The organism is Pseudomonas graminis (assembly GCF_004364335.1).
Taxonomy (GTDB): domain Bacteria; phylum Pseudomonadota; class Gammaproteobacteria; order Pseudomonadales; family Pseudomonadaceae; genus Aquipseudomonas; species Aquipseudomonas graminis_D.
The window spans coordinates 73,449-94,226 of record NZ_SOCR01000014.1 but is presented as its reverse complement, the minus strand read 5'-3'; the positions used below and the strand labels follow the sequence as shown (position 1 = coordinate 94,226).

Annotated in this window: 26 protein-coding genes and 2 pseudogenes; 18 read left to right on the top strand and 10 right to left on the bottom strand. The window is 60.2% G+C overall.

What is annotated here, in order from left to right; all coding sequences use genetic code 11:
- Nucleotides 1–41 precede the first annotated feature (41 nt).
- Nucleotides 42–1,148: pseudogene (locus tag EC919_RS27970) on the top strand (HAMP domain-containing protein); the annotation flags it as partial.
- Nucleotides 1,128–2,009 carry a methyl-accepting chemotaxis protein gene (locus EC919_RS27965; RefSeq protein WP_432213843.1) on the top strand — a complete coding sequence of 294 codons (882 nt, stop codon included), beginning with the start codon at nt 1,128–1,130 and terminating at the stop codon, nt 2,007–2,009. The pseudogene EC919_RS27970 and the gene EC919_RS27965, both read left to right, overlap by 21 nt.
- A gap of 751 nt (nt 2,010–2,760) precedes the next feature.
- Here the strand turns inward: EC919_RS27965 and EC919_RS23460 are convergent.
- Nucleotides 2,761–3,948, bottom strand: a complete 1,188-nt coding sequence (locus tag EC919_RS23460; RefSeq protein WP_133776696.1) for a benzoate/H(+) symporter BenE family transporter — start codon at nt 3,946–3,948, stop codon at nt 2,761–2,763.
- Between the two features lie 128 nt (nt 3,949–4,076).
- Nucleotides 4,077–4,520: a MarR family transcriptional regulator gene (locus tag EC919_RS23455; RefSeq protein WP_133776695.1), complete on the bottom strand. Its 444-nt coding sequence runs from the start codon at nt 4,518–4,520 to the stop codon at nt 4,077–4,079.
- An 81-nt stretch (nt 4,521–4,601) separates the two neighbouring features.
- Between EC919_RS23455 and EC919_RS23450 the strand changes: the two genes are divergently transcribed.
- Genes EC919_RS23450 through EC919_RS23440 form a run of 3 tightly spaced genes read left to right on the top strand, consistent with a single transcriptional unit; the run spans nt 4,602 to nt 6,851 of the window.
- The gene (locus tag EC919_RS23450; protein ID WP_133776694.1) at nt 4,602–5,768 is read left to right on the top strand and encodes a PLP-dependent aminotransferase family protein; all 1,167 of its coding nucleotides are present in this window, start codon (nt 4,602–4,604) and stop codon (nt 5,766–5,768) included.
- A gap of 60 nt (nt 5,769–5,828) precedes the next feature.
- Nucleotides 5,829–6,431, top strand: a complete 603-nt coding sequence (locus EC919_RS23445; RefSeq protein WP_133776693.1) for a glutathione S-transferase family protein — start codon at nt 5,829–5,831, stop codon at nt 6,429–6,431.
- 33 nt (nt 6,432–6,464) lie between these two features.
- Complete coding sequence (locus EC919_RS23440; protein WP_133776692.1) at nt 6,465–6,851, top strand: lysozyme inhibitor LprI family protein; 387 nt, start codon at nt 6,465–6,467, stop codon at nt 6,849–6,851.
- A 536-nt stretch (nt 6,852–7,387) separates the two neighbouring features.
- Here the strand turns inward: EC919_RS23440 and EC919_RS23435 are convergent.
- The 8 genes and pseudogenes from EC919_RS23435 to EC919_RS23400 form a co-directional block, all read right to left on the bottom strand.
- On the bottom strand, nt 7,388–7,753 hold the full coding sequence (locus EC919_RS23435) for a glutathione S-transferase N-terminal domain-containing protein (RefSeq protein ID WP_133776691.1): 366 nt from the start codon (nt 7,751–7,753) through the stop codon (nt 7,388–7,390).
- 78 nt (nt 7,754–7,831) lie between these two features.
- Complete coding sequence (folE, locus tag EC919_RS23430; protein WP_065989346.1) at nt 7,832–8,377, bottom strand: GTP cyclohydrolase I FolE; 546 nt, start codon at nt 8,375–8,377, stop codon at nt 7,832–7,834.
- A gap of 22 nt (nt 8,378–8,399) precedes the next feature.
- Complete coding sequence (locus tag EC919_RS23425; RefSeq protein ID WP_133776690.1) at nt 8,400–9,608, bottom strand: site-specific integrase; 1,209 nt, start codon at nt 9,606–9,608, stop codon at nt 8,400–8,402.
- A gap of 187 nt (nt 9,609–9,795) precedes the next feature.
- Nucleotides 9,796–10,275 (bottom strand): hypothetical protein, encoded by a 480-nt coding sequence (locus EC919_RS23420; RefSeq protein WP_133776689.1) that lies wholly within the window; start codon nt 10,273–10,275, stop codon nt 9,796–9,798.
- Nucleotides 10,265–10,462 (bottom strand): hypothetical protein, encoded by a 198-nt coding sequence (locus EC919_RS23415; protein ID WP_133776688.1) that lies wholly within the window; start codon nt 10,460–10,462, stop codon nt 10,265–10,267. Before EC919_RS23415 ends, EC919_RS23420 begins: the two co-directional genes overlap by 11 nt.
- 191 nt (nt 10,463–10,653) lie before the next feature.
- A pseudogene (csrA, locus tag EC919_RS27485) lies at nt 10,654–10,833 on the bottom strand (carbon storage regulator CsrA); the annotation flags it as partial.
- A 128-nt stretch (nt 10,834–10,961) separates the two neighbouring features.
- Entirely contained in the window at nt 10,962–11,270 is a 309-nt protein-coding gene (locus EC919_RS23405) for a response regulator transcription factor (protein ID WP_133776686.1), read from the bottom strand.
- 146 nt (nt 11,271–11,416) lie between these two features.
- A complete protein-coding gene (locus EC919_RS23400) occupies nt 11,417–12,205 on the bottom strand; it encodes an XRE family transcriptional regulator (protein ID WP_133776685.1) in 789 nt (262 codons plus the stop codon).
- Nucleotides 12,206–12,291: 86 nt separating this feature from the next.
- Between EC919_RS23400 and EC919_RS23395 the strand changes: the two genes are divergently transcribed.
- The 13 genes from EC919_RS23395 (at nt 12,292) to EC919_RS23335 (ending at nt 20,656) form a co-directional block, all read left to right on the top strand.
- Nucleotides 12,292–12,591 carry a transcriptional regulator gene (locus EC919_RS23395; protein WP_243842320.1) on the top strand — a complete coding sequence of 100 codons (300 nt, stop codon included), beginning with the start codon at nt 12,292–12,294 and terminating at the stop codon, nt 12,589–12,591.
- Nucleotides 12,592–12,959: 368 nt separating this feature from the next.
- Nucleotides 12,960–13,280 carry a hypothetical protein gene (locus EC919_RS23390; RefSeq protein WP_133776684.1) on the top strand — a complete coding sequence of 107 codons (321 nt, stop codon included), beginning with the start codon at nt 12,960–12,962 and terminating at the stop codon, nt 13,278–13,280.
- Nucleotides 13,277–13,588: a hypothetical protein gene (locus EC919_RS23385; protein WP_133776683.1), complete on the top strand. Its 312-nt coding sequence runs from the start codon at nt 13,277–13,279 to the stop codon at nt 13,586–13,588. Before EC919_RS23390 ends, EC919_RS23385 begins: the two co-directional genes overlap by 4 nt.
- A complete protein-coding gene (locus EC919_RS23380; protein WP_133776682.1) occupies nt 13,585–13,887 on the top strand; it encodes a hypothetical protein in 303 nt (100 codons plus the stop codon). The genes EC919_RS23385 and EC919_RS23380 overlap by 4 nt, the downstream gene beginning before the upstream one ends.
- Entirely contained in the window at nt 13,884–14,330 is a 447-nt protein-coding gene (locus tag EC919_RS23375; RefSeq protein WP_133776681.1) for a hypothetical protein, read from the top strand. Before EC919_RS23380 ends, EC919_RS23375 begins: the two co-directional genes overlap by 4 nt.
- Nucleotides 14,327–15,157: a phage antirepressor KilAC domain-containing protein gene (locus EC919_RS23370; protein WP_133776680.1), complete on the top strand. Its 831-nt coding sequence runs from the start codon at nt 14,327–14,329 to the stop codon at nt 15,155–15,157. Before EC919_RS23375 ends, EC919_RS23370 begins: the two co-directional genes overlap by 4 nt.
- Nucleotides 15,154–15,747, top strand: a complete 594-nt coding sequence (locus tag EC919_RS23365; RefSeq protein WP_133776679.1) for a hypothetical protein — start codon at nt 15,154–15,156, stop codon at nt 15,745–15,747. The genes EC919_RS23370 and EC919_RS23365 overlap by 4 nt, the downstream gene beginning before the upstream one ends.
- Nucleotides 15,744–16,496 (top strand): helix-turn-helix domain-containing protein, encoded by a 753-nt coding sequence (locus EC919_RS23360; RefSeq protein ID WP_133776678.1) that lies wholly within the window; start codon nt 15,744–15,746, stop codon nt 16,494–16,496. The genes EC919_RS23365 and EC919_RS23360 overlap by 4 nt, the downstream gene beginning before the upstream one ends.
- A complete protein-coding gene (locus tag EC919_RS23355; RefSeq protein WP_133776677.1) occupies nt 16,493–17,275 on the top strand; it encodes an ATP-binding protein in 783 nt (260 codons plus the stop codon). Before EC919_RS23360 ends, EC919_RS23355 begins: the two co-directional genes overlap by 4 nt.
- Nucleotides 17,272–18,651: a replicative DNA helicase gene (locus EC919_RS23350; protein WP_133776676.1), complete on the top strand. Its 1,380-nt coding sequence runs from the start codon at nt 17,272–17,274 to the stop codon at nt 18,649–18,651. The genes EC919_RS23355 and EC919_RS23350 overlap by 4 nt, the downstream gene beginning before the upstream one ends.
- Nucleotides 18,644–19,993, top strand: a complete 1,350-nt coding sequence (locus tag EC919_RS23345; RefSeq protein WP_133776675.1) for a tyrosine-type recombinase/integrase — start codon at nt 18,644–18,646, stop codon at nt 19,991–19,993. The genes EC919_RS23350 and EC919_RS23345 overlap by 8 nt, the downstream gene beginning before the upstream one ends.
- The gene (locus EC919_RS23340; RefSeq protein ID WP_133776674.1) at nt 19,986–20,270 is read left to right on the top strand and encodes a hypothetical protein; all 285 of its coding nucleotides are present in this window, start codon (nt 19,986–19,988) and stop codon (nt 20,268–20,270) included. The genes EC919_RS23345 and EC919_RS23340 overlap by 8 nt, the downstream gene beginning before the upstream one ends.
- A complete protein-coding gene (locus EC919_RS23335) occupies nt 20,267–20,656 on the top strand; it encodes an antiterminator Q family protein (RefSeq protein ID WP_133776673.1) in 390 nt (129 codons plus the stop codon). The genes EC919_RS23340 and EC919_RS23335 overlap by 4 nt, the downstream gene beginning before the upstream one ends.
- Nucleotides 20,657–20,778: the final 122 nt, after the last annotated feature.

Sequence of the window (20,778 nt, the reverse complement as noted above, 5' to 3'; positions counted from 1 at the left end):
CTTGCCATGTGCGCCCTCAAGCTGTGGAGCGGAAACTGATTATGTCGGCCGTGAAGACGCGTTTCGCCAATCTGGGGATGGCCCAGAAGCTGGGCATCGGTTTCGTTCTGGTGCTGCTATTGACCGCGCTGGTCGCGGCCATCGGGGTCTGGTCGCTGCGTTCCATCAGCGCGCATTTCGACAGTCTGAAGGTGATGACCGCACTCAATAGTGAAGTGGCCCGCGTGCGGATGCTGGAGCAGGACTACGCCCTGCACGGCGATCCGAAGGTGGTTGATCAGGTGCACGCCGGGCTCGATGGCCTGAACGCTCAGGCGCAGCAGCTCAAAGCCGACGCGCCGATCAACGAGCAGGTGATGGGTCAGGTGCAGCAGGCACTGGCAGCCTATCGTGCGTCGTTCGACGAGTTCGTCAGCATCAGCCAGAGCAAGGACCTGGCGCTGGAAATGGCCAGTTGGTCGGTGTCCAGCGTCGCCAATAACCTCGACGTGTTGCAGGCGGGGCTGGCCGATGACGGCGCCTACACGCTGAAAGATTCCCAAGGCCAGCAGGGCGCGGAGTTCATCGAGCAGGCCGGTCAGGTCAGCCAGGTGTCGAAACTGATGATGCAGGCCATGGACGAGGCCCGGGTGCGCCTCGACAAGAGCCGCAAGACGGGCTCTGGCGAGGAGGTCAAGACCGGCAAGATCGAGCAGGCGGTTCAGGCGCAGGAACTGGCTGAGCAGCTCAAGGGCGTGATCAAGGACGCCGGTTACCTCACGGTGTTGACCGAGGTGGGCGGGCACATCAGCAACTTCAGCGACAAACTCAACGAATACACCGGGCTGCTGGAGTCGGAAGCGAAGGTCTCGCAACAACTGGCGAGCAACGCCAAAGTCGTCGTGCAGCAGGTCAATCAGGCCTATGACGCCGAAGGCCAGTCGATGCAGAGCGAGTTGCAAGCCAACTCGATGATGATCATCGGCTCCTCCGTGCTGGCGCTGGTGGTCGGGCTGATCGCGGCGCTGGTGATGACGCGCCTGATCGTCGCGCCGTTGCGCAGCGTGATTGCCACGGCCCAGCGGATTGCGGCCGGCGACCTGAGCCGGCACGTCAGTGTCACGCGCAAGGACGAAATCGGCCAGTTGATGCAAGCGATGCAGCAGATGGGCGCGGGCTTGAGCACCATCGTCAGCGGGCTGCAGGCGGGGATCGAGCAGTTGGCGACGTCCGCCCATTCCCTGTCGGCCGTGACCGAGCAGACCAATCTGGAAGTCAGCAGCCAGAAGGAAGAAACCGAGCAGGTGGCGACGGCGATGAATCAGATGACCGCGACCGTTCACGACGTCGCACGCAACGCTGAAGAAGCGGCGATTGCGGCGCAGACGGCCGATAACAAGGTCGACTCGGGCCAGGCCGTGGTGCGCCAGAGCATGCAGCGGATCGAACAGCTGGCCTCGTCGTCCCGTTCCGCCAGCGATTCGATCGAGAACCTCAGCGCGGAAATCCAGAACATCGGCACAGTGCTCGGTGTGATCAAAAGCGTCGCCGAGCAGACCAACCTACTGGCACTGAACGCCGCCATCGAAGCGGCGCGGGCGGGGGAGCAGGGCAGAGGCTTTGCGGTGGTGGCCGATGAAGTCCGCGCGCTGGCCAAACGCACGCAGCAGTCCACGGAAGAAATCGAGCGGCTGGTTACCCGGTTGCAAAGCGGCGCCCAAGCGTCAGTGGCGCAGATTCTGAGCAGCGGCGAGCTGGTCAAACTCGCGGTAAGCGATGCGCTGCAAACCGAAAGCGCGCTGGGCAGCATTGCTGCGGCCGTGTCGATGATTCAGCAGATGAACCAGCAGATTGCCGCTGCGGCGGAAGAGCAGAGTTCGGTGGCGGAAGAGATCAACCGCAGCGTCACCAGCATTCGCGCCAGTGCCGATCAATCCGCGCTGGCGATGCAGGGCAATGCGGCTTCAAGCATCGAGCTGGCGTCGCTGGGGTTGGAATTGAAAGGCATGGTGGGGCATTTCAGGCTGTAACTTCAGGCGTGGTAGACACATGATGCGACGCAAACTTGTAGGAGCGCGCTTGCCCGCGATTGTCGGTGAGTCAGCCGACATTAATGCAGCAGGCAGATCGCATTCGCGGGCAAGCGCGCTCCTACAGAAGAGTGGCTTGCCGGCGATTGCGGTGAGTCAGCTGACATCGATGCAGCGGGTAGATTGCAATCGCGGGCAAGCGCGCTCCTACAGAAGAGTGGCTTGCCTGCGATTGCGGTGAGTCAGCCGACATTGATGCAGCAGGCAGATCGCGTTCGCGGGCAAGCGCGCTCCTACAGGAGCGTGGCATGCCCGCGATTGCGGTGAGTCAGGCGACATTTATGCAGCAGGTAGATCGCTTTCGCGGGCAAGCGCGCTCCTACAGGAGAGTGGCATGCCCGCGATTGCGGTGAGTCAGCCGACATCGGTGCAGCAGGCAGATCGCTTTCGCGGGGAAGCGCGCTCCTACAGAAGAGTGGCATGCCTGCGATTGTGGTGAGTCAGCCGACATTAATGCAGCAGGCAGATCGCTTTCGCGGGCAAGCGCGCTCCTACAGAAGAGTGGCTTGCCCGCGATTGCGGTGAGTCAGGCGACATTTATGCAGCAGGCAGATCGCTTTCGCGGGCAAGCGCGCTCCTACAGGAGAGTGGCGTGCCCGCGATTGCGGTGAGTCAGTCGACATCGATGCAGCAGGCAGATCGCATTCGCGGGCAAGCGCGCTCCTACAGAAGAGTGGCATGCCGCGAGCGGTCATTTGCGATAGTTGAGGATCAGCAGCGTCAACACTCCCGCAACAATCCCCCAGAACGCCGAACCGATGGATAACAGCGTCAGCCCCGATGCGGTGACCATGAAGGTGATCAGCGCGGCTTCGCGTTCCTTGGGTTCGTTCATTGCCACGGTCAGGCCGTTGATGATCGAGCCGAACAGCGCCAGGGCAGCGATCGACAGCACCAGTTCCCTTGGAAACGCCGCGAACAATGCCGCCAGCGTCGCGCCGAACACCCCCGCGATGGCGTAGAAAATCCCGCACCAGATCGCCGCCGTGTAGCGCTTGTCGCGGTCTTCATGAGCGTGAGGGCCGGTGCAGATGGCGGCACTGATGGCCGCGAGGTTGATGCCGTGGGCGCCAAACGGCGCGGTGATCAGCGAGATGAGGCCGGTGGCCGTGATCAGGGGCGAGGCGGGCACCTGATAACCGTCTGCACGCAGCACTGCGACGCCCGGCATGTTCTGCGAAGTCATGGCGACAACGAACAGCGGAATGCCGATGCTGATGGTCGCGGCAATGGAGAAGGATGGCGTGGTCCACACCGGCATCGCCACTTCCAGGGCGAAGCCGCTGAAGTTCAGCAGGCCGAGCATGCCCGACAGCGCGACACCGACCAGCAGGGTGACCAGCACGGCGTAGCGCGGTGAATAGCGTTTGACTATCAGGTAGGTGAAGAACATGCCCAGCACCAGGCCGGTGCGGTGTTGCGCGGCGACGAAGATTTCGCTGCCGATCTTGAACAGAATGCCCGCCAGCAGCGCGGCCGCCAGTGACGTGGGCAAGCGCTTGACCAGCCGTTCGAAGCTGCCGGTGACGCCGCAGATGATCACCAATACCGCGCAGGTGATGAACGCGCCGATCGCTTCGGGATAGGCAACGCCGCCCAGGCTGGTGATCAGCAACGCCGCGCCCGGCGTCGACCACGCCACGGTAATGGGCGAGCGATAGCGCAGCGACAGGCCGATGCTGCACACCGCCATGCCCATGAACAGCGCCCAGATCCACGAGGAAATCTGCGCCGAGGTCAGCCCGGCGGCCTGACCGGCCTGAAACATCAGCACCAGCGAACTGGTGACGCCGGTCATCATGGCGATGAATCCGGCGACGATGGCGGAGGGCGAAGAGTCGGTCAGCGGTCGCAATGGCGCGAGGGGCACGTCAGTCATGCGGGTCTATCCTTGGCGCAGCGGTTGAACAGAGCTGCCAGCCTATACGCAGTGGTCATGCCCCGTTGCAATACAGCCATCGGCGCAATGGTCGGCACAGTTTCGGGCGCAGCCTGCAACCCGGCGGGTCAGTCGCGGGTCATCGTGTTGCCCAGCGCCTGATTCACCGCCATCCAGCCATCCACCGCTTCGCGCCCGGCTTCGGCGAACACCCGCTGCAACAGCTTGACCTGCTCGCGACGCAGCGACTCTTCAAATTTGCGTCCCTCGGCGGTCAGCTCCAGCAGGCGCTTCCGTTTGTCGTCCTCGGGCGCGACGCTGAGCACCAGCTCCATTTCGATCAACTGGCGCAGCGGCGTGTTCAGCGCCTGCTTGCTCACCCCCAGCTTGCCGAGCAGTTCCTTCACGCTCAGACCCGGATAGCGGGCGATAAAAAACACAATGCGCTGGTGCACCCGACTCAGGCCACGGCGGTCGAGCATTTCATCGGCCTTGGCGGTGAACGCCTGGTAGCCGAAGAAAAACGCCTCCATGGCAACCTGCTGGGTCGATGAATTTTTAAGGTCAAGCATATTGACGTATCCGTGCGCGGCATCGTAATTTCGGTCAAGCAGTTTGACGTATTCCCCTTTCTTTCCGCCAGCGGTGATCCGATGCCATTTTCCGAACGCGTTACCCGTTTGAAGAGTTCACTGATTCGCGAAATCCTCGCCGCCGCTCAGCGCCCGGAAATGATGTCCTTCGCGGGCGGGTTGCCGGCGGAAGCCATGTTGCCGAAGAGTGAATGGTCTGACATGCCGCGCAGCATCGGCCAGTACGGCATGAGCGAAGGCGAGCCGCAGTTGCGTGAGGCCCTGGCCGCCCAGGCGCGGGCGTTGGGCATCGACTGCGACGCGAGTCAGGTGATGATTGTCAGCGGTTCCCAGCAGACGCTGGATCTGGCCGCCAAGCTGTACATCGACAAGGGCACCGAGATCCTGCTCGAAGCGCCGACCTATCTGGCCGCGCTGCAGATCTTCCAGCTGTTTGGCGCCGATTGCCTCACCGTGCCGCTGCTCGCCGAAGGCCCGGACCTTGACGCGCTGCGTCAGCGACTGGAGCAGCACTCGCCGTCGTTCGCGTATCTGATTCCGACGTTCCAGAATCCGTCGGCCGTGCGTTACAGCGAAACCGCGCGGGATGCGGTGGCGGCATTGCTCGATGAATTTGGCGTCACCCTGATCGAAGACGAGCCGTACCGCGAGCTGACCTTCGATGGCGGCAGCGCGCGGCCCATCGTCAGCCGCTTGAAAAAAGCCAGCTGGATCTACACCGGCACCGTGTCGAAAACCCTGATGCCGGGCTTGCGCGTGGGCTACCTGATCGCCACCCCCGACCTGTTCCCGCATTTGCTCAAGCTCAAGCAGTCGGCGGATCTGCACACCAATCGAGTCGGCCAATGGCAGGCCTTGCAGTGGATCGGCAGCGAGCACTATGAGCAGCATCTGCTGGAGTTGCGCAGCTTCTATCGCACCCGCCGCGACGCGTTCGAAGCCGCGTTGCAGCGGCACTTCACGGACTTGGCCGAGTGGAACAACCCCCAGGGCGGTCTGTTTTTCTGGCTGACCCTCAAGCACAAGCTCGACACCCGCACGTTGCTCGACCGCGCGCTGGCGCAGAACGTGGCGTTCATGCCGGGCGAGCCGTTCTTTGCCGATCCGGACGCCAACCCGGGTTACCTGCGGCTCAATTTCAGCCACATCGACCCCGAGCGCCTGGACGAAGGTTTGAAGCGACTGGCTACCGTCATTCGGCAAACACAGCTTTCACAGGTGGCCTGATACATTACGCACACGCATGACCGGCACGATTGACGGCACACGATTGAAGGGAGAGGGCTGATGTACAAGGTTTACGGCGATTACAACTCGGGCAACTGCTACAAGATCAAGCTGATGCTTAACCTGCTCGGCGCGGAATACGAGTGGGTGCCGGTGGACATCCTCAAGGGCGAGACCGAAACCGAGGCGTTTCTGGCGAAGAACCCGAACGGCAAGGTTCCGGTGCTTGAACTCGAAGACGGCACCTGCCTGTGGGAGTCCAACGCGATTCTCAACTTCCTCGCCGAAGGCACGCCTTACCTGCTGACCGACCCGCGCCTGCGCACGCAAATGCTGCAGTGGCAGTTCTTCGAGCAGTACAGTCATGAGCCGACCCTGGCGGTGGCGCGCTTCATTCAGTTTTATCTGGGGATGCCAGAGGATCGGATGGAGGAATACCACTCGTTGCACCGTCGCGGTAACAAGGCGCTGAAAGTCATGGAGCAACAGTTGCTGCGCACGCCGTTTCTGGTGGGCGACAGTTTCTCCATCGCCGACATCGCGCTTTACGCTTACACCCACGTGGCCGATCAGGGTGGCTTCGACCTGGCGCAGTTCCCGGCGATTCAAGCCTGGCTCGCACGGGTCAAGCAGCAACCGGGTTACGTCGGCATGTTGGATTGACGATTGGCGTTGTTCACTAAAAGGAGATGAGACATGCAGTACAGGATGATCGCGGTCGGCATGCTGATGGCGCTGGGCATCGGCTGCTCGGCCCAGGCGCAGGACTGCGACGCCAATCAGGCGTCGATGAATCAGTGCGCCAGTCAGGAGTACAAGGCGCTGGACGCCGAATTGAACACCCAATACAACGCGCAGATGGTCTACCTGAAGACGCCGGCGCGCAAAAAGGCGCTGCAGGATGCGCAGAAGAAGTGGATCGCGTTTCGTGACGCCGATTGCCAGTATCAGGCTGGCAAGCGGGAGGAGGGCGGAAGCATGTGGCCGCTTGTTCAGGCGCAATGCCTGTCAGCGCAGACCAAAGTGCGGGTTGAGCAATTGAAGGCGTACACGGCCTGTCGCCAGGAAGGTTGCCCGAAGTAACGGCAACCCCTATGCGTTGGCTGAAGTTTCAGCGTCAGGCATGGATCTGTGGGAGCCGGCATGCTGGCGAATGCGGTGGGTCAGGCGAAATCACCGGCTCAGGCAGATCGCATTCGCGGGCAAGCGCGCTCCTACAGTGGATCTGTGTTGGCTGAAGTTTCAGAGTCAGGCATATATCTGTGGGAGCCGGCTTGCTGGCGAATGCGGTGGGTCAGGCGAAATCACCGGCGCAGGCAGATCGCATTCGCGGGCAAGCGCGCTCCTACAGTGGATCTGTGTTGGCTGAATTTCAGCGTCAGGCATGGATCTGTGGGAGCCGGCTTGCTGGCGAATGCGGTGGGTCAGGCGCGTGGATGTCGCAGCTGATACGTTTCGCGGGCAAGCGCGCTCCTACAGGTGATCTCGACAACATCCGAAATCTTCGGCGTACACGTATTCTGTAGGAGCCGGCTTGCTGGCGAATGCGGTGGGTCAGGCGCGTGGATATTGCAGCTGATAGGTTTCGCGGGCAAGCGCGCTCCTACAATAGATACGCCTCAAACCCCGGAGAAGCGCTTCTCCAGGTAATCAACGATCACCTTCGATTCATACATCCAAACTGTCTGGCCTTCTTCCTCGATCCGCAGGCAAGGCACCTTGATCCGGCCGCCGCCACTGAGCAGTGCCTGACGATCCGGCTCGTTGTTCTTCGCGTCACGCAGCGCCACGGGCACGTTCAAGCGGCGCAGCGCCCGGCGGGTTTTCACGCAGAACGGGCAGGCGTGGAACTGATACAGCGTCAGCGCTTTTGCCGACGCATCGACGGCAGCCTGGGCTTCGGGAGAACGCTTCTTCTTGCTCGGCCGGGTCAGGAAATCGCCCGCGATCACGAGCTGGCCGAGACCGACTCTCACTGCTTTCATCAACACGCTAAAACCTCACTCGGCGGCACGAACCGCCAGACAGCCGCAGCCTGATGCTGCGGCTTCAGGACGCCGTGATCACTTGATCAGGCTGAGAAACTCGGTGCGGGTCGCGGCGTTTTCGCGGAATTCACCCAGCATCACCGAGGTGATCATCGACGAATTCTGCTTCTCGACGCCGCGCATCATCATGCACATGTGCTTGGCTTCGATGACCACTGCCACACCCAGGGCGCCGGTGACCTGCTGAATGGCTTCGGCAATCTGGCGGCTGAGGTTTTCCTGGATCTGCAGGCGACGGGCGTACATGTCGACGATGCGCGCGACCTTCGACAGGCCCAGCACTTTGCCGCTCGGGATGTAGGCGACGTGGGCCTTGCCGATGAAGGGCAACAGATGGTGTTCGCACAGCGAGTACAACTCGATGTCCTTGACCACCACCATTTCGCTGTTGTCGGAGCTGAACAGCGCACCGTTGGTGACTTCTTCGAGGGTTTGCTCATAGCCGCGGCAAAGGTACTGCATGGCTTTGGCTGCGCGTTTCGGGGTGTCGCGCAGGCCTTCGCGGGAGACGTCTTCGCCTAGTTGACCGAGGATGGCGGTGTAGTTCTGTTCCAGAGTCACAGGGGTGTGTTCCGTAAGGGTTTCAGAGTGGTGGCGGTTCAGGCCGTACCAAATTTGTACCAATCAGCTTCGTTTCCAGTTTGTCCAACTCGCCCCAGTCGGTGCTTGAGTTGATCCACTTGGCGTACGTCGACAGCAGCATCTGGACGCTGTGTCCCAGCTGATTGGCGATGAATGCGGGGTTCATGCCCGCCATGAGGCACATGGTAGCGTAGGTGTGTCGGCAGTTGTACTGCCGTCTTACCCGGAGGCCGAGGTCTTCAACGGCGACCTTGAAGAATTTGTCAGTCAGGCTGGCCTGCTGCAGGTACTCACTGATTCTGGTCGGGGGGAATACGTAGGGCGAGTCCCGCTGCATCCGTTTTTTTTGGGACCTGCGCAGCGTTGCGACTTCCTCGGCGACGCGAAGCGCATTCAATGCCCTGCTGTTGAGCATTACCGTGCGAGCTGCTTTTGTCTTGGTTCGCTCCTCGATCACCTTGTCCACTACGATCCGGCAGACGTGCGCCAAGCGGCGCTCTCTGTCCACCTCATCCCAGCGCAGGGCCGCGATCTCGCCTGGGCGCATGCCGGTATAGAAGGCGAATTCGAAGTACGCCGCATAGATGGCAGTGGAGTGCTTAAGCGTTTCGTACAGGCGCGCGATGATTTGGTCGGCCTGCTCCACGGTGAAAGGATCGGGGGCTTTCTTCGGCCGCGCCGGCAGTTCGAGCGCATCAACGGGATTGCGCGCTATCACGCCGTCCACGACTGCGCAGCTGAACATTGTGCCCAGCCTCTGGATGGCCGCGCGCTTCACTTCCTGGCTCAGCCAGTTCGTCTCGGTCACGACTCGGCGCAGATCCAGAGACGACACATATTCGATCGGCATCGTTGCGAAGTGCGGCATCCAGTACTTGTTAAGGGAAATCCGATAGTTTTTGCGGGTGCCGTTCACGACCTCGCGGCCGTTCAGCCATGCCTGGGCATACGCTCCGAAGAGCATTTTTGCGCCGTGGTGTGAGTGCTTCGAGTTGGGGAAGAGGTCGGCGTACCTGTCCGCATCCAGTACGCCATGCTTGGCCAGGCTGATTACTTGAGCACGTAGATCGGCGGCAGCCTTGATCCCTTTTGGCGTTTGGGGATAGGGGAGGGTTTCGCAGCGTCTCTCACCAGCCCAGGTGAACCGGATGCGAATGGAGTTGCCCGCGAATTCAACTCCGGTGGGCAGTCCCATTGGCTTTCGATCCATGCCTCATATCTCCTGATGCTGTAATAAATGCGGCCATCAATCTCGTTCCAGACGCCTTTCGGGATGATCCCCCGGGCGCGCTTGCCCTGCAGCGCCCGTCGCGTTGTGCCGACGAGCTCTGCCATCTTTGCCTCAGGCACTTTGTCCGCGACGTACTTCTCGCTCAAGTCTTCAGCGGCGGCCATGGCTATTCCTCCTGACTCGTCAGGTTTTCTTTGTGCAGCGCAACTGACGTGTCACGGTTGCACGGCACGTCCACCGGTAAGGTCTTGCGCAACGCCTTGATCTCCTGCGCCTGCGCCTGGCAGTGGGACGTGAGATCGTCGTGGCGCTTGCGCAGCACGTCGGCGACGTGCATCCCGACCTCTTGACCTGCAGGATCTGGACGAACCCAGTCCGTCTTGTCGCTGAACTCCATGTAGGCGGTCTTGAAGCGCTTGAGGCGTTCGTTCTCAGCCTTGAGGTCGCGCATCTCGCGTGTTTCGGTCTCCTTATGCATCTGGTACAGGCCGCGCAGGGTTTCACTCTCCGCAATCAGTTCTTGCACCGCGGCCGGAGTAGTCAGGCGCTCGAACCGTTCGAGCGCCAGTTCGGCGTCGTGTATGGATTCAAACCGCTGGCGGACAAGCGCCAGGGTCAGCAACTTCAGTTCGTTGTCATACGTCATCGTCACGACCCCCGCTTTCAGCAACGGCCCTAAGCTTCAGTGCGATGCCGCAAGAGTTGGCCAAGCTGGTCAGTTGGCCCACCGTTGTTTCTGGTTCTTTCAAAGCCTGGCCGAAGCGAATCAGCCGGTCACCCAGGCTTTCGAACTCGGTTCGCATGTGAAGCTGGGTGCCGTGGGACGTGATCATTGACCTGCCTCCAATGCCGATCGATAGCCGGACAGGAACACCCCGTAGGCGTCCTGAGCGTATTTGTTCGCAAAGCCGGAGCCTTCTCGCTCCAGATCCTCCGGCGCAAAACCTGCAGGGTTCTCCTTAACGAAGAGGGAACGCGGATCAACTTCAGCGGCCACTCGCTTGATGCGTTCATCGATATGCGCAGGACCGGCCGCGCCGAGCTCACGCTGAATGCGCTGGTAAACCTCCTCGCGGTGTACGTCGACGCTGGCCGGCGCCTGGATACCTATCCGTGCCTGCTGGCCTTGAATGCCGAGAATGGTGACGGCGATCTCGCTATCGATGCGGAGGGCTTCGCCTGGGCGGCGGGTAAGAATCAGCATTGTCCCTTTCTCCTGGCCGAACGTGTGCCGGCCGCGTTTTTTGGCTTTCGCAAAATTCTGGTGTTGGTGCAGTGGTTCAGGTTTAGCTGATCACCGGACTACGCCCGCGCGCAGGCGTACGCCGCTGGTCAGGCGATGAACACACCATGGGCAGCATCCTCATGGTTCTGCTGCTGCGGCGACGGCGTCATGCCGGTTGAGAAAGCAATCAGGCCGAGTTTGAAGACTTGGGCAACCAAGGCGGCGCGGTTAGATACCCCTAATTTAAAGAAGATGCGTTCGACTGTTTTCTTCACCGTGCTTGGTGCACAGCCGATCTCACGCGCCACTTCCTTGCCCGAGAGCCCCGCGCTTATCGCCATTGCCGCGCGCAGCTCTTGCTCCGCCAGTAGCCCGGTGGTGCCTTGGAATACGCCGAAGTGGATAAGTGTGCTCATTTCCTGATTCCTTGAGATCCGTTTCCGATGCAGGAAATATAAGTAGATTGATAAGATCCGTCAAGAAGCGAATTGCTTTTTTATCAAACCCTTTATTTTTGCGAAAAAAAAACCCGCACGAAAGCGGGCTTGCTCTGGCTCTGGCTCTAAAAAAACGATGCGCCCCAAAAAACTCTGCCAATGATCTCTATGGAGTTCTCGGCCATTTCCTCACCCGTATAGCTCTCGTCTGGGTGCTCTACGTGGTTAAAGCTGCGCATTCTAATCCCACCACCTGGCAGACGGTAAAGCACCTTAACTCTCAACTGCCCGTCATGTTTCAGGGCGTACATTTTACCGTCTACCACGGTTGTTTGGCCTGTGTTGATGCCCACCGTGCTCCCATCCGGCAGTACGGGCTCCATCGAATTCCCTGCTACGACCACGCAAACAGCTTCGTCGAACTGGATATTGTGAGCTCTAAGAGACTTCTTGCCGAAGCGCAGTTTAGCGGTAGTGCTTTGCTCGATCACTGTGCGGCCACTCCCTGCCGACAATTCAACCTCACGCAAGAAAGGTATTTCAACCTCATCATCGGCGAGAGGCGTGCTGTCGTCCCAGACAATAATCGGTTCAACTGCAGTTGCAGCCGTATCAGGCTGCGCGGGCGGGAGCCGTCCGAGAAGCGCATCGTTGTACCCCTCTTCGAAAGCGCGTTCCGCGCTTGGGTCATGGGGCTGGCCTGGGGTGATGTTCATCCCCCCCAGGCCTGACACCAGCCACTGGCTGCTCACGCTACACGCCCGGGCGATATCAAATAGGTAGGTGGATCTAAGCGTTTTTCCAGACTCAAGCTGACTGATCGCTGTTTGAGCGATGCCAACTTTCTCTGCCAGGCCGCTCTGGGTTAGACCAGCTTGCTTTCGGGCCGCTTTTACTCTGTCGGATAGTTTCATCCCGCGATCCTATAAAAACGCTTATGGGCTTGCAAAGAAGTTTACTTATGTGCAGTCTATAAAAAGACTTATCAGGAGCTGACTTTGTGAGCGATTCTATCAAAGCCCTTATTTCTTACTTCGGTAGCCAAGCGGCGACTGCGAAGGCGCTCGAGGTGTCCCAGGCCACTGTTTCGTATTGGCTATCTGGCTCTCAAAAGATCAGCGTAGAAAAATCCCTCGCGGCGCAGATCAAGACTCGCGGCGCCGTATTGGCCGGTGACTTGAGTCCGCTGGTTGCTGAGGTCGCAGCTCTGCAAACCTTGAAGAAATCATGCACCGAAAACCCGGTACACGCACCTGACCCTGATGGCGCTGTGATTCCATACAGTGCCGAGTGCGCTTGATGGATTCCCGGACTTAGCAAGGGCAAGAACATTTCTGCGGCTCGGGTGGGAAGTAGTGAGGCCCCTGAATTGCGAGCTCCCAACGTGGGACTTGGGCACTTCTCGGCACCGTCCCTAACTGGTTAGCCTTTGCTGTAATACTGGACTTATGTTGAAACAACTGGCTGAACAGCCAGTGTGTGGAAGGATAAAACTTTGAATAACGGTCAATGCAATCACCCTCGAAGCACTGGGCCCCCATAAAGGCGTCCGCATCATTCTTACTTTCTGAACCCCAGAAAGCAGAAAACCCGCTGTAGGGGCGGGTTCTCATCTGGCGCTTGTTAGAGCAAGCGCTTTGTACTGCATCGTCTTAGGAGGACGAAAATATGTCGCACCCAAAAAATAGCACCAAGCCCTTAGAGGCGCAAGTGCCATTGACTCAACTCATGCAATTCAAAGCTATTAATCCCGAGAGCGACCAGATATTCCAAGTGACACCTGGGATTTGTCTTGTTGATGCGCTTGAAAATAGCTCGTGCCTACTCAGCGAAGTGCTCCTCTTCATCCAGCAATACCACGACGAAGACAGCGGACTGAAAACAGCCGGTGTCTATTTGATCCAGGAAGTCCTGGTCAGCGCAAAAGCGATTGTTGATTCATCCGTGTGCGGATTGATGGCTGCGCAACGCGCAGGCGGTGCGGCATGAGCCGGTTTACTGCTGCAAAACCTCTGACTGTAGATCACATGCAGTTTGGTGATTGCCTGGCTCTTGGCGACAACCAACTGATTGCCGTAATGGCCGGGGGCAAGGTAAGCGAGGCTGTGTCTATGGCGGCGGACCTGTCGGACGGCATGCGCGGGCTGCTACGTCACATGCACGAATCGACTAACTCGGGCGAGCTGGTGTTCTGTTCGGAACTCAAGACCCTCGCGTTCATTACCGACGCTGTTCTGGCTCTCACTCGATCCGCAGAGCTGGCCATGGCCAGCGTGAAAAAGGATGCGGGCCAATGAGTACTTCCACTCCAAACCTCAAACAGCTTGCGGAAGAAGCCGAGTTTCAGATGCTCGCCGCGAAGAACCTACTGGATTGGTTTTCGGCTCTCGCCCGGGCTATTTCGCGGGACGTCGAGCACAACTCTGGGCGCGACGTAGCAGAGCTGGCGCAGCTTGCAACCTACTTAGGCGACACAGGCAGTCCCGGCACTGAATCTGCCATCGAAATGTTCGGCAACATCGCGCGAAGTGAATCCGCGCCACAAAACGCTGACCTGCCAAATCGTGGCGCGCACGCCGCCGGAGCATCCCAATGATTAAAAACTCGCAAACCGTCTCCAGCCTGGTAAAGCAGATGGCCGCCATTCTTCGTGCGCATATTGGCGTGGCTGAGCCGACTGCGGCCGGTGGAGACCTTGTGTCGCTTGTCCGCGCCTACTGGCAAGTCCATAACCTGATTGATGCGCCCGAGGACGGGCCCCGGACGCGACGCCATCCTCTCAATCGTGCCCAGCAGATCGACCTCGAGCACATTTCTCTGACCTTGTACCGCCAAATCATGGCGCTCACCGGGCTGAGCTTTTACCCAAGCTGGCAACTGTGCATTTCGGCAGTGCGCATCGAGGCAGAAGGGTGCGCTATCACATCTGAATTCGCATTGGCGGAGATCGAGCGCCTCAAGCGCTACGTGGTGGACCTGGGCTTCAAAGAGCAGATCGTCGCCGAGCGCTGGATGATTGAAGAAGGGGCAACAGCATGAGCATCGCCAAATTCAACGGCGGCGATGCCGTCACCATGACCAGCCTCGAACTGGCCGACTTCATCAACAACCATCGCAAAGACCAAGCTGAGATGGCTGGTCAAGTATTTCCTTCTGAAGGTTTTGCAAAGGTCGAGCACGCCGACTTCCTCAAGAAGGTGCCAAAAGTGCTTGGCGAACATGCCGGAAACTTTTCCTGCATGTTCGATGTAACCGTCGGCAATGGAGCTACGCGTAAATCTCCCGGCTACCGCTTCCAGAAGCGCGAGTCGTGCTTGATGGCTATGTCGTATAGCTACGACCTCCAGGCTGCGGTGTTCGACTACATGACCGAACTGGAGCAGAAGCTCCAAAGTCCTCAGGCCGGCGTTTTGGCCGCACTCAGTGACCCGGCTGTACTGAAAGAGCTCCTTCTGGAGAACGTCGGCAAGGTGCTGGCGCTTACTGCTGACAATCAAGAACTAAGCACCGAGAACCTGGCGCTCGAGCAGAAGGTCGCCGCTGACGCCTCCAAGGTCGAGTTTCACGATCACGTCGTCATTTCCCACGACGTCCACTATGTGCGCGATGTCGCGCAATCGCTCGGCACCGGGCAGAACACCCTGTTCCGGTTCATGCGATTCAAAGGCTGGGTAGATCGGTTCAACACTCCGTACCAGGACAAGATTCGGGCGGGATATCTCGTCGCTGAGCCTCATTCCTACAAAGACAAGGAGACGGGGGAGCGGAAAACGAAATTCACCTGCCGCGTGACGGGCAAGGGCTTCACCAAGCTGCAGGCGCTTTGGGCGAGCCGTGATCAAGATCTGCTGGAGGTTCCTCGATGAACAACGTAGTCAATTTCCCATCATCAGAGGCGGCAGAGGTTATCGACGAGGCGTACTTCGAAAAGTATGCCGACGCCGCGCTCCTGCTCAAGTGTTTCGAAGTAATCAAGGACGCGCTTGAGGTGATTTGTGAGCCTGAATACACGATCGAGATGGAGGACGACACCCACCTGGCGCTGATCGAGGCGTTCTGGGCTATCAAGGTGTTGTTTAAACGCAAGACGGGCCACGACGCCAAACAGGTTGCCCAAGATCACTGGGAAGCGATGGGGCGGCATCTGCTGGAGGGGGCGCCGCTTTCGGATATGAATATCCCGATTGAGGGCTCGATCACGCGTGCCCTGCCGCCCGAGTACTTCAAAGCGCACACCAACCTCGCGCTTGCGTGTGCAGCCTTCAACCATAGCGATCAGGTTCGGCTGGGGACGAATGCCACGCTCGCTGCAGGCAACGCCAAGATCGCGGCGACTATGGCTGTGGAAGCAATCAATGCCACAACCGCGCTGCGACAACTGGTACTCCGCATGTCTGGTGGCATCGAAGCGATTGCAGCACATGCCGCCCGCCGGAACGGGGAGACCCTGCAATGAGCATGGAATCAATGGTCAAGGCCATGAAGGCGAAGGTGGGGAACCCCTTGCGCAAATTGGTGCTGATCAAACTGGCCGACAACGCGAACGACCAGGGCGAGTGCTGGCCGTCGTATCAGCACATCGCTGATCAGTGCGAGATCGGGCGCTCCACGGTGAAGCTGCACATTCGTGAGCTGGAGAAGGCCGGATATCTGCGCCGGGAATACCGGCGTAAGGGCGAGCTGAATCAGTCCAACCTCTTCCACCTGTCACTTGATGGTGGGGCAGCAAATGCCCTAGGGGGTGGGGCAGGAGATAACCCACCTGGGGCAGTAGATAACCCAGGGGGTGGGGCAGGAGCTGCCCCCAGAACCAGTCACCCTTCTGAACCAGTCAAGGAACCAAAATCTGTGTGCGAAACCGATCCAATGGAAGGGTTCGCAGTGTTCTGGAAGCTGTATCCACGCAAGGTCCAAAAGGCCAAGGCACAGGCCGCATGGGAGAAGCTGGCCGTCACGCCGGAAATGTTCGCTGTCATCACCGCTGCGCTGGCGCGCCAAGTGACCAGCATCGACTGGCTGAAGAGCAATGGACAGTTCATCCCACACCCGACCAGCTGGCTGAACGGCAAGCGTTGGGAAGACGAACTGCAACCGGCGGGCGTCGCCGCGCCTTCCCGTCACAGTGGATTCGACCAGATCGACTACGAGGAAGGCCTGGAGCGCGACGAGAACGGCAACTTTCGGATCGCGGGGAGCGGCCAATGAAGATCAAATACACGCTTGAAACCGCGACTCGGGACTGCCCGGATCACGGCCAGTTCACCGATTCGCTGGTCGAGCAGTTCGGCGCTGAGCCGGCTTGGTACGGCTGCCCACGCTGCCATTTCGACAAACGCCACGCGCAGGAATACGAAACCCGCACCGCTGGCGTGACGCTGCACCGTGATCGCCTAATGAATGAACGTCTGCTGGACGCCGGCATCCCGCTGCGCTTTCAGAGCTCTTCGCTGGATACGTGGGCTGCTGGTCAAGATCAGGGCAAGCTTCAGGCCTGTAGCACGGCGACCGGCTACATCGACGCCTTCAGCGAGAACTTCCTTGTCGGTCGCTCGATGATGCTGCTCGGCCAGGTCGGTACCGGGAAGACGCATCTTGCGACCGGCATCCTGCAGCAGGTCATCCGCCACTTCGGCTCGCAGGGTCTTATCGGCCGCTACGCCACGGCTGGCGGCATCATCCGCAGCGTCAAAGACACCTTCGGCTCGCCCAGCAAAACGGAATCCCAGGTCTACGCCGATCTGGTCCGGCCGCACTTGCTGGTCATCGATGAGGTGGGCGTGCAGCACGGCACCGATTTCGAGCGCACCGTGCTGTTTGAGGTCATCAACGGCCGATACGAGCAGCTGCGCCCGACCATCGTGGTGAGCAATCTCGGCATGGCCGACCTGCGCCACTGCCTGGGCGACCGCGCTGTCGATCGTCTCCGTGACAAAGGCGGGCTGGTGGTGCTGTTCCGCTGGCCGTCCGCGCGGGGTGCCGCATGAGTCGCGAACTGTTCAACGTAGACGCCGAGCATGGGCTGCTTGGCGCGATATTCGTTGACCCCACGCTGATTGACGAGGTCCGCTCAAAGGTCGAGATCGCCGACTTCCATGAGATCGAGAACGCTGCGCTGTACCGGGCCATTTTGGACTGTCACGAAGCAGGCGACCCGGTCGACGTGATCATGGTGAGCGAGCACCACCAGTTCCTGCCCGACGGCAGCAGCATGTTGGGCTACGCCGCCACCATCCAGTCAAACGCGCAGGGCACCTCGAGCTGGAAAACCTACGCCCGGGTGATTCGTGAACGTGCTGTGCTGCGCAAGGTGGTGGAGACGGCTTACACGATCAGCCAATCAGCTAATGATGACCTGCCCGTAGCCGAGATCATCGCGCGCGGCCAGCAGGCCATGGCCGATCTGCGCGACCTTGACGACGGCGAGCCGGACTATCACAAGGTCGGCGACATCCTGCCCAAAGTGATCGACACCATCGATTCGAAGTTCTCGGGCACGGCGCCGAAGGGGCTCTCGACCGGGATACCCGATCTGGACAAGCTGATTCGTGGCCTGCGCCCCGGCAACATGGTCGTCGTGGCGGGCCTTCCCGCGTCCGGCAAGACGATCCTCGGCGTTCAGATCGCCCAGTACGCGACTACTCAGCTCGGCGGGTCCGGCCTGGTGTTCAGCCTGGAAATGACCAAGGAAGAACTGGTAACGCGCAACATCGCCTCGCTGGGCGCGGTTGACCTGACCCGGCTGGACGAAGGGCATTCGCTGAAGGATGAAGACTGGCCGCGCATCACCAGCGCGGTGAGTGTCCTGCACAAGGCCCGGCTGTACGTCTGCGATCAGGCCGGTATGACCGTCGCGCGCATCCGCTCGATCGCGCGCCAGTGCCAGCGCCACGAAGGGCTGGACGTGATCGTCGTCGACTACATCACCCTGATCGCGGGCGAAGGCGGGCAGAACCGCACGCTGGAGATCGGCAAGATCTCCACCGCGCTGAAGAACCTTGCCAAGGAGCTGAAGGTGCCGGTGATCGTGCTGGCGCAGTTGAACCGTGGCCCCACCAACCGCCCGGACAAACGCCCACGCCCGAGCGATATCCGCGATAGCGGGCAGATTGAGCAAGACGCCGACGTCGTCATTCTCGTCCACCGCGACACGGACACCGACGAGGGAGCAAACGGCGTCACGGAGCTGATCGTCGGCAAGTGCCGTCACGGCAAGCCGGGAACGTGTCTGGTGCAGGCGCAGGGGCAGTTCGTGCGGTTCGTGCCGTTCGGTGGGAAGCCTCCGAGTGATGAAGAGGTGGAGATGGGCCGGGTGCTGAAGTTCACCGGCCGCAACCATCGAGGAGGCGCGGACGATGAGTAAGCCAGCCAAAACCGTTCAGGTCGCCATCACCGACGCCGAAATCCGCAAGCAGGCAGCCACCGGCGTTCGTCAGCTGCGCGATCCTCGCTATCCGCAGCTGCGCTTCCGCTACTCGACCGCCGATCGCAGCAAGGGCTCCTGGCACGTAGTTGTCAGCGGTAAGTGGGGCAAGGCCGGCAGTTATCCCGGCATCAACGCCAAGCTGATGCAGGCCACGTTGCCCGAGATCCTCGCGCGCCGTGCCGTGGACTCGGCGGCGGCATCCACCACCACCAGTTGGCGCACCGTCGGTGATGTGCTGACCTGGTACACCGACCGGATGACGCGCGATCGTGGTTTGTCCGCCAAGCGCAAGGCCAGCGCGCAGTCGGCGCTGCGCTGTCATTTGGTGCCGCGTCTGCACGAACTGGAGCTGGCCAGCCTCAATCGGTCTTCGCTCGATCGCCTGCTGATGTGGCCCCTGCAGGAGAAATACGCGTTGTCGTTCGTACGCTCGGTTTACGGCGTGCTGGCGGCGGCGTTTCGGCAAGCCGCCCGGCTGAAGTTGATCGACATCAGTCCGATGGCAGACCTGAAGTTCACCGACTTCGTCCGGACGCGCATCAGGCCCAAGGCAGCGCGCCTGCGTGGTGATGATCTGCCTCCGCTCCTACAGACGTTCGCTAAGCAATTCGACGCCGTGCCGGTGCAGCCCATGTTGCCGCTGATGATGCTCTGCCACGGCACGCGGCTCGGCGAAACCCGGCTGGCCCGCTGGAAGAACCTCAACCTCGTGACCCGCCAGTGGTTCATCCCCGCCGGCGACACGAAGACCAAGGCCGAACACACGCTGCCGCTTACCGAACAAGCCTGCGCACTCCTACAGCGATACCGCGCCCGACAGCTTGCAATGGGCTACAGCGGGCCGTTCCTGTTTCCCGGCAGCAACGGATCGGCGTTGAGTGCGAGCAAGGCCTGCACTGTGTTCACCAGCGTGAGCAAGGGTGAATGGTCGAGTCACGACCTGCGCAAGGTGGCGCGCACGGCCTGGGCAGATCTGGGCGTCGACTACATGGTCGGCGAGATGCTGCTCAACCACGCCATGAAGGATCTGGATGCGACCTACATCCACACCACCGCCGAGGGCATGAAACGCAAGGCGCTGGAGGCATGGCATCAGCACCTCGACGGCCAAGGATTTGCCCTGCTTCACGGTGGGACATATGCGGGACAGCCAGCGGTATGCACACGCGTGCAGCCCTTTGAGTCCGGGGCTTTCAGCGCAAACCAGCATCCATCCCAAGGGAGGAGCCATATTGGAAAAGGCACCGCCCAAGCCCAGCCAGGAGACGGCAATGAGTGAAGTAACTGCAGCATTACCACGCAAGATCCTGACCTCCGGCGAGCGGGATTTCCTGAAGCAAGGCAACCGCCTGTTGCTCGACAAATCCAACGGCCGGATCGGCGCCGCAGCGCTGATGGACCTAGTTGCTGACTGGGGCAACCACCGGGGGAGTCTCAACTTTCAGGCGTACGCCGGGCGGTGGATCACCGAAGGGCATGCAAAGAGCAAAGTCGCCGATCAGCTCCTGCGTGAGCTATTCGGCCTGAATGAACCAGATCCGAGGAAGGCAGCATGAAAAAACGAACGTATCTGGGCAAGCCGCTGGGCGACACCGAGTACCTATTGGAGCAGTGGGGGTGGTGGCGGATGTCCGGGATGGGCGTTCCGCGCTATGTGTCGCCGCTGTATGCGCTTATTCGTGACAACACTGCAGGCGAGGGCCGTGTCGCAGAGTTCGTGATCACCGACGACGTGGCATTGGTTGTCGATAGCGCTGTTGCCAGGCTGACTAAACGCGATGCACAAATGGGCGGCTTCGTCTGGATGTACTTCGGAATGAAGTGGCCCGCACTTCGTATCGGGAGGGAAACCAAGATGGGAGAGGCAAAAGCTCGGGAGATCATCAAGGCCGGTGTGGCGTGGATTGACTGCGCCATTGAGCAGGTTCGCGAGGCGGCGTAGAAATTTCTTTCCTCGCGGATAAACACCTGTTTTCATGGCACGGTGTTCAGCTGATTCAGCGCGACACGAACTCGAAAGCCCGGCCCCTGCGCTGGGCTTTTTTGTTTCCAGGGTGGGCCTCG

Coding starts and splice junctions, on each gene's coding strand:
- EC919_RS27965 (WP_432213843.1), top strand. CDS start 1,128: ATGCAAGCGATGCAGCAGATGGGCGCGGGCTTGAGCACCATCGTCAGC.
- EC919_RS23460 (WP_133776696.1), bottom strand. CDS start 3,948: ATGACTGACGTGCCCCTCGCGCCATTGCGACCGCTGACCGACTCTTCG.
- EC919_RS23455 (WP_133776695.1), bottom strand. CDS start 4,520: ATGCTTGACCTTAAAAATTCATCGACCCAGCAGGTTGCCATGGAGGCG.
- EC919_RS23450 (WP_133776694.1), top strand. CDS start 4,602: ATGCCATTTTCCGAACGCGTTACCCGTTTGAAGAGTTCACTGATTCGC.
- EC919_RS23445 (WP_133776693.1), top strand. CDS start 5,829: ATGTACAAGGTTTACGGCGATTACAACTCGGGCAACTGCTACAAGATC.
- EC919_RS23440 (WP_133776692.1), top strand. CDS start 6,465: ATGCAGTACAGGATGATCGCGGTCGGCATGCTGATGGCGCTGGGCATC.
- EC919_RS23435 (WP_133776691.1), bottom strand. CDS start 7,753: ATGAAAGCAGTGAGAGTCGGTCTCGGCCAGCTCGTGATCGCGGGCGAT.
- EC919_RS23425 (WP_133776690.1), bottom strand. CDS start 9,608: ATGGATCGAAAGCCAATGGGACTGCCCACCGGAGTTGAATTCGCGGGC.
- EC919_RS23420 (WP_133776689.1), bottom strand. CDS start 10,275: ATGACGTATGACAACGAACTGAAGTTGCTGACCCTGGCGCTTGTCCGC.
- EC919_RS23415 (WP_133776688.1), bottom strand. CDS start 10,462: ATGATCACGTCCCACGGCACCCAGCTTCACATGCGAACCGAGTTCGAA.
- EC919_RS23405 (WP_133776686.1), bottom strand. CDS start 11,270: ATGAGCACACTTATCCACTTCGGCGTATTCCAAGGCACCACCGGGCTA.
- EC919_RS23400 (WP_133776685.1), bottom strand. CDS start 12,205: ATGAAACTATCCGACAGAGTAAAAGCGGCCCGAAAGCAAGCTGGTCTA.
- EC919_RS23390 (WP_133776684.1), top strand. CDS start 12,960: ATGTCGCACCCAAAAAATAGCACCAAGCCCTTAGAGGCGCAAGTGCCA.
- EC919_RS23385 (WP_133776683.1), top strand. CDS start 13,277: ATGAGCCGGTTTACTGCTGCAAAACCTCTGACTGTAGATCACATGCAG.
- EC919_RS23380 (WP_133776682.1), top strand. CDS start 13,585: ATGAGTACTTCCACTCCAAACCTCAAACAGCTTGCGGAAGAAGCCGAG.
- EC919_RS23375 (WP_133776681.1), top strand. CDS start 13,884: ATGATTAAAAACTCGCAAACCGTCTCCAGCCTGGTAAAGCAGATGGCC.
- EC919_RS23370 (WP_133776680.1), top strand. CDS start 14,327: ATGAGCATCGCCAAATTCAACGGCGGCGATGCCGTCACCATGACCAGC.
- EC919_RS23365 (WP_133776679.1), top strand. CDS start 15,154: ATGAACAACGTAGTCAATTTCCCATCATCAGAGGCGGCAGAGGTTATC.
- EC919_RS23360 (WP_133776678.1), top strand. CDS start 15,744: ATGAGCATGGAATCAATGGTCAAGGCCATGAAGGCGAAGGTGGGGAAC.
- EC919_RS23355 (WP_133776677.1), top strand. CDS start 16,493: ATGAAGATCAAATACACGCTTGAAACCGCGACTCGGGACTGCCCGGAT.
- EC919_RS23350 (WP_133776676.1), top strand. CDS start 17,272: ATGAGTCGCGAACTGTTCAACGTAGACGCCGAGCATGGGCTGCTTGGC.
- EC919_RS23345 (WP_133776675.1), top strand. CDS start 18,644: ATGAGTAAGCCAGCCAAAACCGTTCAGGTCGCCATCACCGACGCCGAA.
- EC919_RS23340 (WP_133776674.1), top strand. CDS start 19,986: ATGAGTGAAGTAACTGCAGCATTACCACGCAAGATCCTGACCTCCGGC.
- EC919_RS23335 (WP_133776673.1), top strand. CDS start 20,267: ATGAAAAAACGAACGTATCTGGGCAAGCCGCTGGGCGACACCGAGTAC.